The organism is Rhodoferax ferrireducens T118 (genome assembly GCF_000013605.1).
Lineage (GTDB): Bacteria > Pseudomonadota > Gammaproteobacteria > Burkholderiales > Burkholderiaceae_C > Rhodoferax > Rhodoferax ferrireducens.
Window position 1 is genome coordinate 3,758,801 of the sequence record NC_007908.1, and the last position, 13,575, is coordinate 3,772,375.

Annotated in this window: 10 protein-coding genes; 3 read left to right on the forward strand and 7 right to left on the reverse strand. The window is 58.3% G+C overall.

Annotated elements, in window-relative coordinates; all coding sequences use genetic code 11:
• The first annotated feature begins 116 nt into the window (after positions 1 to 116).
• Positions 117 to 1,379 carry an ATP-binding protein gene (locus RFER_RS17120; protein WP_011465654.1) on the forward strand — a complete coding sequence of 421 codons (1,263 nt, stop codon included), beginning with the start codon at positions 117 to 119 and terminating at the stop codon, positions 1,377 to 1,379.
• Between the two features lie 307 nt (positions 1,380 to 1,686).
• On the opposite strand, the gene RFER_RS17125 is transcribed toward RFER_RS17120, so the two are convergent.
• From RFER_RS17125 to RFER_RS17135, 3 genes are all read right to left on the reverse strand, one after another.
• Complete coding sequence (locus RFER_RS17125; RefSeq protein WP_011465655.1) at positions 1,687 to 2,208, reverse strand: ABC transporter ATP-binding protein; 522 nt, start codon at positions 2,206 to 2,208, stop codon at positions 1,687 to 1,689.
• A 358-nt stretch (positions 2,209 to 2,566) separates the two neighbouring features.
• Positions 2,567 to 3,253, reverse strand: a complete 687-nt coding sequence (locus tag RFER_RS17130) for a nucleotidyl transferase AbiEii/AbiGii toxin family protein (protein ID WP_011465656.1) — start codon at positions 3,251 to 3,253, stop codon at positions 2,567 to 2,569.
• A complete protein-coding gene (locus RFER_RS17135; protein ID WP_011465657.1) occupies positions 3,250 to 3,759 on the reverse strand; it encodes a helix-turn-helix transcriptional regulator in 510 nt (169 codons plus the stop codon). Before RFER_RS17135 ends, RFER_RS17130 begins: the two co-directional genes overlap by 4 nt.
• Before the next feature lie 515 nt (positions 3,760 to 4,274).
• Between RFER_RS17135 and ggt the strand changes: the two genes are divergently transcribed.
• Positions 4,275 to 5,894 (forward strand): gamma-glutamyltransferase, encoded by a 1,620-nt coding sequence (gene ggt / locus RFER_RS17140; RefSeq protein ID WP_425057088.1) that lies wholly within the window; start codon positions 4,275 to 4,277, stop codon positions 5,892 to 5,894.
• 66 nt (positions 5,895 to 5,960) lie between these two features.
• Here the strand turns inward: ggt and RFER_RS17145 are convergent, their stop codons facing one another.
• The 4 genes from RFER_RS17145 to RFER_RS17160 form a co-directional block, all read right to left on the reverse strand.
• The gene (locus RFER_RS17145; RefSeq protein ID WP_011465659.1) at positions 5,961 to 6,602 is read right to left on the reverse strand and encodes an FMN-binding negative transcriptional regulator; all 642 of its coding nucleotides are present in this window, start codon (positions 6,600 to 6,602) and stop codon (positions 5,961 to 5,963) included.
• Positions 6,599 to 7,087, reverse strand: a complete 489-nt coding sequence (locus tag RFER_RS17150) for an OsmC family protein (protein WP_011465660.1) — start codon at positions 7,085 to 7,087, stop codon at positions 6,599 to 6,601. The genes RFER_RS17145 and RFER_RS17150 overlap by 4 nt, the downstream gene beginning before the upstream one ends.
• Before the next feature lie 127 nt (positions 7,088 to 7,214).
• Complete coding sequence (locus RFER_RS17155) at positions 7,215 to 7,784, reverse strand: carboxymuconolactone decarboxylase family protein (RefSeq protein ID WP_011465661.1); 570 nt, start codon at positions 7,782 to 7,784, stop codon at positions 7,215 to 7,217.
• Between the two features lie 105 nt (positions 7,785 to 7,889).
• Positions 7,890 to 8,729 carry an AraC family transcriptional regulator gene (locus tag RFER_RS17160; RefSeq protein WP_011465662.1) on the reverse strand — a complete coding sequence of 280 codons (840 nt, stop codon included), beginning with the start codon at positions 8,727 to 8,729 and terminating at the stop codon, positions 7,890 to 7,892.
• Positions 8,730 to 9,155: 426 nt separating this feature from the next.
• On the opposite strand from RFER_RS17160, the gene RFER_RS24660 reads away from it, so the two are divergent.
• Positions 9,156 to 13,049 (forward strand): GAF domain-containing protein, encoded by a 3,894-nt coding sequence (locus RFER_RS24660; RefSeq protein WP_279587711.1) that lies wholly within the window; start codon positions 9,156 to 9,158, stop codon positions 13,047 to 13,049.
• The last annotated feature ends 526 nt before the right edge of the window (positions 13,050 to 13,575 follow it).

Below are 13,575 nucleotides of genomic sequence, written 5' to 3' on the forward strand. Positions count from 1 at the left end.
GTATTACATGAACGGGGGGGTAATGCTGTTCAGTTTTGCATTCTCAAACGCAAATTGGGTGGCCTAGCCGGATTAGATTTAAGACTTAGTTCCAAAAAACCAGACTGGATTGATCAATGAACGACCCTTTCGGATTAGCGCAGAACGAACGGATCGAAAGATCGGGCGTACGAAAAGTTTTTACGCCGCATGCCCCGGTAAAGATCCAAGAGCTCTTGTTTGGACGTTCCGCGGCACTAAAGCAACTTATCAATCAAATACACACTCCCGGTGCATTTCCTATTCTTTTTGGTGATCGAGGCGTCGGAAAAACTTCAATTGCCATGATTGTTCTAACACTTGTTGAACTCTCAATGCGCGAAAAAGGTAATGTGTACATTGACTCGAAAAGATGTTCATCAAAAGAGACGTTGATCTCAATCTTCGGCAAGCTATTGCAGAAGTGCGGCATGGACCTTGAGCTAATCGAGTCAACTCAAACTAGTGAGTCAGGAGGTGGTGCCGGAATACACGCTGGGTTCATTAAAGCGGATATCGGTGCCAAGCGAACAAACACTCAAAAGCATGGGGCAGCGTTTAAAAATGTCACCCCGTCAACCATTGCAGAATTAATCCTAGCAAACCTTGACTGTGGCCTGCTGATCATCGACGAGACTGACGCCATCGAAGATGACCAAGTTAAATACCAACTTGCAGAGATTGTGAAGCTCCTCAGTGATGGTCATTCCAAGTTTAAGATTATGCTTGTCGGAGTTGCTGAATTGTCTTCGACACTTACTGCTGGGCATCCATCGATCGGGCGCTGCGCCGTTGAAACCAAGCTTGATCTCATGGCCGATGCTGAAATTCAGCAAATTGTTAAAACTGGCGCAGTTCGAATCAAACCCGCTATGGATTTTGATCGGGAAGTGGTGAAGCGTATTGCGCAACTGTCAGGTGGTTACCCATACTTTACGCACCTATGTGCACTTAAGTGCGTCGAAGATGCCCTCCGCGAAAACAGAAAATTTATACGAATCCATCATTTGCCATCAGCACTAAAGTCGGCTGCTCTAGAGGCTGAACAAACATTGCGTGCGCAGTTTGAAACAGCGACGTCTTCGGCTACCACCGGAATGTTCCGGGTCGTTGTAGACGCCGCATCTCGGTTTGGTAGTGAGAATTTTTCTGCAGCCGATCTAAGAGCAAAGATTGAAAACATAAGCACGCACCACATAACCCAGGGCGCGTTGAACAATCTTTTCAAGAAGCTCGTTAGCGACAACCACGCGCGCATTTTGCATCGCGTAGCGAAAGGAACATATAGATTTTCTGATCCGCGGATGCCAAGCTACGTAAAAATTGTGTGCGAAAGCGAATGTCATTACCCCAATAAATGATCGAAAAAATGACTGGAGAACCACCACTGACAACCAAGCAGGCGACTTGACAGCCTATAAACCTTAAGCAATGAAGACCAATTCCCAATTCCCAGTTCTCAGCTTCGATCTCGCTGGGGAGCGAATCTGGGCTCGAACTGCCAGCGCGGCAGCTTGAAGCCTCGGCGCAGGTTGGACACGCCGATGCAGTGCCCGCTTTTGATCCAGGCATTGATCATCACGCGGCGGCTGGGCTTTCTGGAGTAAATGGTCTTGATGGTGCAACAGCTTGTCACTGTGAACCAAAGCGACCGCGGATGAGCCGCCCTCAGTCTCCCAAATCAATGATCTGCGCCAGTGGCACGTCGCCCGGTGCCTCGTAGTGGGCTAGCACCCAGGCGCGTGCAGGGTGGCGCGCCGCGTCTTCCAGGAGTTCCATCACAAAGACAATCGATGCCTTGTCGAGCGCGGCAAAGGGCTCGTCCAGCAGCGTGACGGCGGCACCCGATGCGAAGGCGGCTGCCAGCCAGACTTTGCGTTTCGACCCGGTGGACAGCATGTAAAGAGGCTTGTCCAGGTGCGGTGCCAGCGACAAGCCTTTGATCAGCTCGCCCAATAGCTGTTCGTCAAACCCGGGATGGTTGCGGTGCAGCGATGTGAAGTAGTCGACCGGTGTGATCTGATCCAAGGCGCTTGAGCGCGGGTCGGCCCAGAACACCTGCTGCCGGTAACTGACGGACAAGTCGGCCAGGCGGACGTCGTTGACCTGCAGGTGTCCGGCATGGGCTGGCAAATCCCCCGCCAACAAGCGCAGCAGCGTGGTCTTGCCACTGCCATCGCCGCCGCGCACCAAGGTGACTCCGGGCGGAATGCGGGCCGACCAGTCAGTGAACAGCGCGCGCTGCGGGTAACGGAAGCACAGACCGTCGGCCTGCAGGACTGCGGTGGGGGTGATGGCGCAATGTTCGATGGATTGGTCCTCTTGTCGGTTGGTATCTTCTCTTGGCCAAGTGGGCCTTCGCTTGTGTTGGCGTTATTTTGCTACAAAACATATAGCTGCTTGCGCTTATTCCATAAGGGCTAGAGCCCTAAAACACCGAATACCGACACAATTAACTGCTAACACTTTGACTCCTTCGTTATCCAGCCGCGGCAGGCGCCGGTAGCGCGTCAAGCTCAATTCGTGACGCAGTGCGTCGCGAATTGGATCAGATGATGTCGCGGGAGTTATGGACTCCATTGGCCAGGATGGGCTCGATGATGCTGTGCGCTTGGGCCAGACACTGCGCGAATGGGCGCTGGAATCCGATGGTGTCAATGGCATCAAATTCCGCCTCCACGAATTCGGCACGCTCGTGCAGCCGCTGCAAGAACGCGGCGCCGTGTTTGCCCAGAAACGGGGCGGCAAGTTCAATCGCTTCCGGTTCAGCAACAGCAACCGCGCACAGATCGTAAAGGTCCCTGGCCTTCGCCTGGTTGCCACGGTGCCACATCTTCTTGGCAATGATTTCGGCGGAGGTTTCGAACTTGATGTCACGTCCGGCATGCCTTGCGACCTCGAAAGGTTGATCTGTCAGTGCGGTCCCGACAACGATGTCGATTTCACCGGCCGGCAAAAATAGCTTGATGAACTCCGCGTTTTCCGCATAGTCGGCGCTGACTTGCTCCGCTTCATCACTCAGTCGGGGATTAACAAAGCCGAGGTATTGCGGGTCGGGCACGAAGAGGTCGATGTCTTTGCTTTGACGATGTCCAATGCGCAGCATCAGTACCGTGCCACCCCCAAAAGTCCACAGGGGATGGCTTGTTTGACGCTCCAAATGCGCCATCAGCTTGAGTGCGTGCGGAAAAAGTTCGGTCCACACGCCGGGCCGGTTGAGGTCGAGCGTGCTCATAGCCACAGGTCTCGGCTGCTCTTGAGTCGACGGGCTAACTCGCGCATCTTCTTCCAGACCAGCGTGCGCTCGACGCCAAGCTTCAGATGCAATTCTTCCACTATGGACGCCAACAGCGAAACGGGGGCTTCCTCCAGCAAGGTGTAGATGTGTGGCAAGAAATCGGTGGGCACGCTGCCTGTGGTGAAAACCTCGCGCAACTGATCGGCGTTGATTGAGACCCGGTAGCTCACGCTGGCCGTGCGCGCGGCGATGTCCAGTGCCGAACTCTTGGCCGTTTGGTGCGAGTGGCTCTTCGGGCGCGGTGCGGTAACGGTCACCGACAAACCCAAAATGCCCAGTAGCTTGGCCGCCCGCGTCAGGCTCAGATCGCGGATGGTGCCGTTTTCAACCTGGTTGACGGTTGCGCGCGACAGCCCAGTGAGCTTGGCCAGGGTTGTTTGAGTGAGCCCCATGTCCGCGCGACGGGTACGCACGGCTGAGCTGAGTTCGAGAATTGCAGACATGGTGAAATCTTAGTGAACCGCATAGCTACTGTCAAATATATTCGACAACTTAACCAACGGATTAGTTTCGTGTTTTGAAATTGCTATTAAATATGCAGCTGCTTGCGCTTATTTCACGGGGGCTAGCAGCCTAAAACGCCTTATAACCTCCCCCTGCAGAATCGCACTCAACGCCACGCCACGTTGGCGTCAAAACAGACCTCAGCAGCCGCGCAGATTCTTGCTTTCCGCGAGACCCGCATGCCGGAGAGTCGCTATGTCCTTATGCACGATTTATATACCCATGTTCGGCAATTTTTTGTAGGATGCAGGCCTGTGGTCGCGCGCATCCAACCGGTCCACAAGCAGACAGTCCGTACACCATTCATTAACCCCCCTCACGGGAGCCTCCAATCATGAAGAACTTGCACTTCGCCTCCAAACTGCAGACATCGCTGTTGGTGACCGGCATCCTGCTGGCTGCGCACAGCGGCTTGCAGGCCGCCTCCGTGGCCCCGGTTGCCGCTGAACACGGCATGGTGGTCTCAGCCCAGCAACTGGCCACCAAGGTCGGCGTCGACGTACTGCGGCGCGGCGGCAACGCGGTCGATGCGGCGGTGGCCGTGGGCTACGCCCTGGCCGTCGTGTACCCGGCGGCCGGCAATCTGGGCGGCGGCGGTTTCATGACGGTGCAACTGGCCGATGGTCGCAAGACTTTTCTGGACTTCCGTGAGAAGGCGCCGCTTGCCGCCAGCGCCAACATGTACCTCGACAAGGACGGCAACGTGATCAAGGGCCTGAGCACGTATGGTCATCTGGCCGTCGGCGTGCCGGGCAGCGTGTCGGGCATGGAATATGCCCGCACGAAATACGGCACCATGAAGCGCGCCGAACTGCTCAAGCCCGCCATCACACTGGCGGAAAAGGGCTTTGCCCTGAACCAGGGCGACATCGACATCTTCCATACCGCCACGGCTGATTTCAGCAAGGACCCGGCCTCGGCGGCCATCTTCCTCAACAAGGGGCAAGCCTTCCAGGTCGGTCAGAAGCTGGTGCAGAAGGACCTCGCCAAAACCCTCAAGGCGATCAGCCAGCGCGGCACCGATGGTTTCTACAAGGGACCAGTGGCGGCGGCGATCGTCAAGTCCAGCCAGAGTGGCGGCGGCATCTTGACCCAGGCCGACCTGGACCAATACAGTGTGCGCGAGATGGCGCCGATCGAATGCGACTACCGTGGCTACCATGTGATCTCGGCGCCACCGCCCAGTTCTGGCGGCGTGGTCATCTGTGAGATGCTCAATATCCTGGAGGGCTACCCGCTGAAAGACCTGGGCTTTCGCTCGGCCCAGGCGGTGCACTACCAGATTGAAGCAATGCGCCATGCCTACGTGGACCGCAACAGCTACCTGGGCGACCCGGATTTTGTGAAGAACCCGATCGCACGCCTGACCGACAAGGCCTATGCGGCGCAGATCCGCGCGGTGATCGACCCCAACAAGGCCGGTGTCTCGAAGGACCTCAAGCCCGGGGTCGAGCCGCATGAAGGCAGCAACACCACCCATTATTCGATCGCCGACCAATGGGGCAATGCGGTCGCCGTCACCTACACCCTGAACGATTGGTTCGGCGCCAAGATGACCGCGGCAGGCACCGGCGTGCTGCTGAACGATGAAATGGACGACTTCACCTCCAAGCTGGGCGTGCCCAACCTGTACGGCTTGGTTCAGGGCGAGGCCAACGCCATTGCCCCGGGCAAACGCCCGCTGTCGTCCATGAGCCCGACGATTGTGAGCAAGGACAAGCAGCCCGTGATGGTGTTGGGGACACCGGGCGGCAGCCGCATCATCACGGTGGTTTTGCACACCATCCTGAACGTGGTCGACTACGGCATGAACGTGCAGGAAGCGGTCGATGCACCACGCTTTCATCAGCAATGGCTGCCGGATCTGACCAACGTCGAAAACTTTGCGATCTCGCCCGATACACGCAAGTTGCTGGAGGCTGCCGGCCACAAGCTGGGGGCCCCGCAACCGGCCAACCACATGGCCGCCCTGCTGATTGGCGCACCTTCACTGGGCGGCAAACCGGTGGGTAACAACCGCTTCTACGGCGCCAACGATCCGCGCCGCAACAGTGGCCTGGCGATGGGTTATTGAGCTCGACGGCGGCTTTTCAGACCACCTGCGCGTCCGCCGTCGTGGGCGCGCAGATTCGCGCTGTGCTCATGGCCTGGTCTTTTGTTGCACCAGGGCCGCCATCTGCAGCGCTGCCGCGGTGCCTTGTGCGCTCAGTCCGGCAACAACACCTTGTCTGTCCGCGACTGGGCGGTTTTGGCTGACCTTCCATTTGCCGACCCAGCGCTGCACCGGAATCTCGATGCCGACGATGGCCTTGAGCATGCTGTCGATGTAATCGGCGGGCGCATCAAGCACCTGCCAGGGCTGGGCCTGACTGGCCTCGTGCACCTGGGTCAGGCGGGTGACCAGGTCCAACAGCCGGACCCGATCGTCAAACGCCTGCGGCACACCGTGGGCATGAACCGTGGCGTAGTTCCAGGTCGGCACCGCCTTGCCGTGGACAAGTTTGCCAGGATACCAACTGGGCGACACATAGGCTTGCGCCCCGGTGAACACGGCCACCGACGAGGCGCCCTCGCCCAGCGCCTGCCACACCGGGTTGGCGCGCGCCACATGCCCGACCAGCGTGCCGTGTTCACCGCGCTGGGCGTCCAGCAGAAACGGGATATGGTTGACCAGCAACTCCCCCTGGTGCGACACCACCCAGGTGGCCAGCGGATAGGCGCCCACCAGCGCATGCAGCGTGGCGGCATCGGTCTCTTCAAAGTGAGGCGGCAGGTAGGTCATGGCAGGGCCCTGGTTGGTGTTTCAAAAATCGGTTCACACCGCACGTCGGTCTTGACGGAGTTGGCGATATAGCAGGACGCGTGCGCACGGTGGTGCAAGTCCTGCAGTTCCTCCCGCGTGGGGCTGCGCCCTTGTGCAAACTGCACCGCCGGTCGCAGCGTGACGCAGGTCATGGCCAACTGGCCTTGCGCATTGCGCGCCATCAGACCCACGGCCTCGTCGCGGTAGCTGTCCACCACCCAGCCGGCGCGGGCGGCGATGTCCAGAAACCAGAGCATGTGGCAACTCGACAGCGAGGCGACAAAAGCCTCTTCGGGGTCCACACCGGCCGGGTCCGAAAATGGCAGGGGCACTACATGGGGCGACGATGAGGCCGGCACGACGGCACCACCATCAAAGTGCCAGGCGTGGCGGCGGCTGTAGCGGTGGTCAACAAAGGCTGCGTTGTCACGCTGCCAGATAACGGTGCTGGTGTGCTGGGCCATGGTCGGCTTTCAGGTGCTTGACTGTCGCGGGGTTTATGAAATGGCTCCACAGTCTAGAGGACTCTATTATTGGGCCAGCCGCTCGGTCCGCAGACGCGAGTCGACCGCCTGGCCTGCGTTGGCAGTGTCAATCCACCCGATAGGCCGAGAACACCTCATCCACTGGTGTGGCAAGTGCATGGTTGGTGTAGTTGCTCAGGGTCTTGACGGCGATCGCCAGCACGATGTAGAGCACATCCTTTTCCTGGAAACCGGCATCCAGGAACGCCTTCACGGTCGCGGCACCGGGACGGCCCTGCGTGCTGACCATCTCTGCGGTCAAGGCATACAAGGCGGCGAACCGGGCGCTCGGGATCGGTTGATGGGCACGAATGGCCTGCAGGACATCGGCGGGCACACCGGACTTCTTGTCGGCCATCATGCTGTGCGCCGCGGTGCAGTAGTTGCAGCCATTGACCTGGCTCACGGCCAGGAACACGACTTCCTGCTCGGCCGGTTTCAGGCCCGACTCGGAGCGGAACAAGGCATACCCATGAAGATAGGTGCTCAGCACGGCCGGGGTGTTGGCCATGTTGGCGTACATATTGGGCAGGAAGCCGACTTGCTTGACGGCCTTGTCGAGAATCTCCTTTTGCGCACCCTCGGCCGTGGCGGGGTTGACGGGGTGCAGCGTGTGGAGAATGGGTTGGGCAGACATTTGAAAGTTCCTTAAAACGGGGGTTGAAAGACAGTCGGATACCTGTTTGGAAACCGACACAACCGATGGTAGGAATCAATCTCGTCGTCGTGTGCACCGCACGTCTCACATTGATGTCTGCGCGTCCTGCCGTCCCTTGAGCCACTCGGTTGGCGAGCAGCCCAGCTTTCTGACAAAGGCCCGCGTGAGCGCGCTGGCGCTGCCGTAGCCGACATCGTCGGCTACGTGCTTCAGTTGCCGTCCTCGTTTCAGCAGACCCTGCGCCGTCATGATTCGCCATGAAGCCAGATAGTCTGCCGGGGTCTCTGCGGTGACCTCCCGAAATCGCGCAGCGAAGCGCGCTCGTGACATGCCGGCCAAAGCAGCCATGCTGGCCAAGTCTCGCGCCCGTGCCGGGTCCTTATGGATATCGGTCAGCACCTTGGCCAGCCGCTTGTCAGCGAGCCCCGCCAAAGTGCCGCCTTGCGTGAGCCCGTGCGCCATGCAGTACCGCAGCAGGCGAATCATCAACACCTCGCACAGCCGATTCAAGACTGCCTGACGGCCACACTGGTCAGAAAATGCCTCGTCAAACATGAGTTCGAGCAACTCTTGCACTTTCGCAAGTTCGGCGAGTTTGACCAGCACCACATTCGGTAGCGAATCGTTGACGGGGTTTCTGCCGCCCCCACCAAACTTGACCGTGGCGCAGACCATATCCGCGCCCGCTCGTTCATCCGCGATCAGGCGGTGGCTGTCCGGGCGGGGCAGAAACAACAGACTCGGCTCCGTGATGTTGATCACACCATGGCGCTCGCCGATCACCTGAACCGGGCCATGCTTGACCAGGTGGATGTGTCCGCGCAAGGCGTCGGCGCCGTAGTCGTGAGTACCGCAGATGTTTCCAGTGTAGAAAACCCCTGCATGCAGGGAGAAGTGCGTCAGAAGATTGGAGAGTGTGTCCATATCAGCAAAAATCAAGACGATTGATCATAATAATGGCTTATTACATCACCGTTCATATCGATTTTCTTGCCTGGCCTTGGAATTTTCAAGCGCCCCGGGTGTTTCGATAAGCCCAGGCAGGTTGTGGGCCCGTTTGGCATGGTCTGCGGTGCCACGCGTGAGCTGGCAGCGCTCGCGCAGAGAGATCGAAATGCTCTTTTATGTGGTCAACCCCTGTTGCCGCATCAAGACCTTGCAACTAAGCTGTTTCAACGAAGCCGAACGTGTATTAGTATGGTGTTCGGCGCTGGCTTGACGCATCAGTTGGCTGATTGAATTGGGCGTCCATGGTCCGGATCTGAATGCCCGATCGATGTTCAAGCCCGCTGCGCAGTGGCTTGAAGCGATGCTCCGACTAAAAAATAGAGAGTGAACATGAAAGCTGGTATGGCGGTGCACAGATTCCTGTCTCAGGGAAATCTGCTGCTGTCCATTGTTTTTGCTGTCTTGATCATTTTTCTCGCGCTCCCCCATTCTTTTGCTGAATCAGCCAATCAGAATAAACTCGTTTTTCTGGGCAACAAGAATATAGCCCCGGTGGTCTACCAAAATAATATGGTCCCGGCAGGCGTTGTGGTGGACATCGTTCGTGCACTTGAAAAATACATGCCCCAGCCGATTGAAATTAAAACCATGGATTGGCTGGAGGCGCAAGCGCTGGTGGCACAAGGGAAAGCCGATGCGCTTATTCAAATAAACCCGACGCAGGAGCGTCGGGAAATATATGATTTTTCAGATACCTTGCTTGAATCCCAGTTTTCAATTTTTACCACCACCAACAGGGTTGGCATCTCGGGAATGTCAAGCCTTCGCGGCCTGAGGGTTGGCGTGGAGGCGGGGGGCCTGCCTCAGCAGTTATTGGGGAAAGACCCGCAAATTCTGCTCACCATCATCCCAAATTTTATCGAGGGATTTAAACAGCTCAATGCTGCCACGGTGGATGCCGTGGTGGTGGACTACCGGGTTGGGTCTTATATCATTGCCGAAAACAAAATACAAAATATCAGGGTGACGGGTGAGCCTGTTGCATTTTCTTATTCGTCCATTGCGGTGAAGAAAGGAAATGAGAAACTGCTCAGTGCCATCAATAATGGCTTGAAGAGTATCAAAGCGGATGGTAGTTACCAAACTGTCATCAATAACTGGAAGCCCAAAGAGGTTGTGTTTCAGACCCGGGAACAGATCACCCAAAGAATCTACTACGTCTCGGTCATCACCTTATTCATATTGTTCCTGATTGCAGCCACATGGACAATGACCTTGAAAAAACAGTTGCTCAGAAGAAAGGCGGCGGAAGAGCGACTGGGAGAACAGTATTCCACTTTGAGCAGCATCATCAACAGTGCCAATGCACTGATCTTTTCTTTGGACCGGCAGTACCGCTACACCAGTTTCAACCAGGGGCATGCCGACGTCATGAAAGCGCTTTACGGGGCCCAGATCGAGCAAGGCCACAGTCTGCTGGACTACATGACCGTGCCGCAGGATCGGGAAACCGCCCAGCACAACATTGATCGGGCGATCGCCGGAGAGCAGGTTGTGGAGGAGTCGTATTCAGGAGATGAACTTCGGTCGCGGCAGTATTTCCAGGTCTCGCACAGCCCGATCAAGAGTGGCGAAGATGTCATCGGTGTGGCGGTGCTGGCCCAGGACATGAGCGCCCGCAAGCGCTCGCAGCTAGCCCAGGAGTTGAACTCCCAACGCATGCAAATGCTGCTGCAACTCAACCAGATGGCCGGGGCAACGCTGAAAGAGATCGAGGATTTCACCTTGGAAGAAGCCGTACGCTTGACCCAAAGCAAAATCGGCTACCTGGCGTTTGTTAACGAAGATGAGAGCGTGCTGACCATGCCCGCGTGGTCAAAATTGGCCATGGCAGAAGGCGTCATCACCGAGGAGCCGATCGTGTACCCGGTCGAAACCACGGGGCTCTGGGGCGAAGCGGTGCGCCAGCGCCGACCCGTCATCACCAACGATTACAACGCCGCCAACCCCTTGAAAAATGACTGGCCGCGGGGCTATGTCAACCTGAAACGTCACATGAATGTGCCCGTGTTTGACGGCGCCAGAATCGTCATCGTGGCGGGCGTTGGCAACAAGGTCGAGGCGTACGACGAAGGGGACGTACAGCAGTTGACCCTGATCATGGAAGGCATGTGGCGGCTGCTGGAGGGCAAGCGCTCGCAGGAAACTCTGCATCGATTGAATCGCGAACTGCGCGCCATCAGCAGTTGCAACCAGGCCTTGTTGCGCACGCAGGACGAGCAGACCCTGCTCAACGACATTTGCCACATTGTTTGCGACGAGGCCGGCTACCGCATGGCCTGGGTGGGCTATGCCGAGCACGATGCGGGCAAGACCGTCCGTCCGGCGGCCTGGGGTGGTTTCGACAGCGGGTATATCGCCGACGCCAAATTGTCCTGGGCTGAGGACACACCGCGCGGGCAAGGTCCCGCCGGAGTCGCGATCCGAAGCGCAGAGATCGTCTATTTTCAGGATCTGGCCAACGACCCAAGCATGGCCCCGTGGCGCGAGAGCGCCTTGCAGCACGGCTATCGTTCCGGCATCGCCTTGCCCTTGAAAAACGAAGGCGCAGAAGTATTCGGCGTTCTGCTGATTTATTCGGCCGAGATCAACGCCTTTAGCCCCGCCGAAATCCGGCTTCTGCAGGAGCTGTCGGGCGATCTGGCGTTCGGCATCACGGTGCTGCGCGCCCGCCTCGAACGCACGCGAGCGGAAGAAGCGTTGAAGAACATGGCGATGAAATTCCGAACCATCTACGAATCGACTTCCGATGCCATCATGCTGATCGATGAACAAGGCATCTTCGACTGCAACGCGGCCACGCTGCGGATATTCGCTTGCCAGGCACGGGATGATCTGGTTGGCAAACAGCCCTCCCAGCTGTCCCCGCCGACCCAGCCCGGTGGTGAAGAGTCGATGCAGCTGGCCAATGAATATATCGCTACGGCCTACAGGAATGGCAGCCATCAGTTCGAATGGACGCACCGTCGCCTGGACGGTGCACAGTTTCCCGCCGACGTGTTGCTCACTGCCATGGAACTGGGCGGCAAGCCGGTGCTGCAAGCCACGGTGCGCGACATCACCCGGCGCAAGCAGGATGAACTGGCGCTGGCAAGAGCCAACCGCGCCTTGCGCACCCTCAGCGCCTGCAATGAGGCGCTGGTGCGCGCCACCAACGAATCCGGGCTGCTTGATGCCATTTGTCGGCTGATTGTGGAAACCGGCGGCTACCGCATGGCGTGGGTGGGATTCCCCGAGCAGAACGCGGCGAAGACGGTGCGCCCGGCGGCCCACTACGGTTACGACGAAGGTTTTCTGGCCGAGGCCCCTATCAGTTGGGCCGACATTGAGCCTGGTCGTGGCCCGACCGGCACAGCCATTCGGACCGGCACCGTCCAGGTCAATCAGAACTTCCTGCTCAACCCGGCCTCGGCCCCGTGGGGAGATGAGGCACAGTCGCGCGGCTACCAGTCCAACATTGCGCTGCCGCTCACCAGCGAAGCGGGCACCTTGGGTGTGCTGACCATTTTTGCGGCGGCACCCGATGCTTTCAACGAAACCGAAGTCATCCTGTTGAAGGAACTCGCCAGCGACCTGGCCTTCGGCATCGCCACCTTGCGCACGCGGGCTGAACGCGACCGCATTGCCTACGAACACCAGCACCATGAGGACATACTGCGCCAGAGTCTGGAGGACTCCATCAAGGCCATCGCCGACACCGTGGAAATGCGCGACCCGTACACCGCTGGCCATCAGCGGCGCGTGGGGCAACTGGCAGTCGCCATCGCGCGCGAACTGGGTTTGCCGGAAGACACCATGCGAGGCATCGAACTCGCCGCCAGCATTCACGACCTGGGAAAAATCAGCATTCCGGCGGAAATTCTCGCCAAGCCCATCAAGCTGACGGCCATCGAATACATGCTCCTGAAGAATCACCCGCAAGCCGGCTTTGACATTCTCAAAGACATCAGATTCCCCTGGCCCATCGCCACCATGGTGCTGCAACACCATGAACGCCTGGACGGCTCGGGTTATCCGCAGGGACTCCAGGGCGAGCAAATCCTGCTCGAGTCGCGCATCATGGCGGTCGCCGATGTGGTCGAGGCGATGGCCTCGCATCGCCCCTACCGGGCGGCGCTGGGCGTTGATGCCGCGCTGGCGGAAATCGGGCGCGGCCGCGGTGTCATCTATGACACGCTGGCCGTTGATGCCTGCCTGCGGCTTTTCGCCGAGAAACGGTTTTCGTTTTCAAGCTGACCTGGCCTCGTTCACCTGGGTCAGGCGGGTGGCCAGCGGGTCCGTGCAATCCGTGGTTCCATCCAGACTGTGCGCTGGCGCACGGACCGGCGGCTTCGAAACTGACTCAATCGGGCCACGGTGATTTGTCGAAATCACCAAAAGGACCCTGACATGAACCGCCCAGCTTACAGTGCCAAACCCGCAGATTACATCAGCGTCAGCCATCACCTTTGTCCGCTGTGCGCGGGAAATTTGATCCGGACCCCGCGCCGGCCTGTCGACCGTTTTTGGAGCCTGTTTGTTCCGGTTCATCGCTATCGCTGTAACCGATTTGCATGCCAATGGGCCGGTAATCTTCGGGTCGACAGCGGGGAGGCAAACCCGGGCACGCTGACACCGCGCTGAACAAGCCAGAACGGGTCATCAAAAGCCCTGGGATAGCATTCAAGGTGGACTGGAACCGCAGCCGCAGCGGGCCCTGCACCGGTCTGGCAAAAGTCGGCTGAAAAGCGTAGAGTTAAGGCGCGGTGCGCCGCACCGCGTC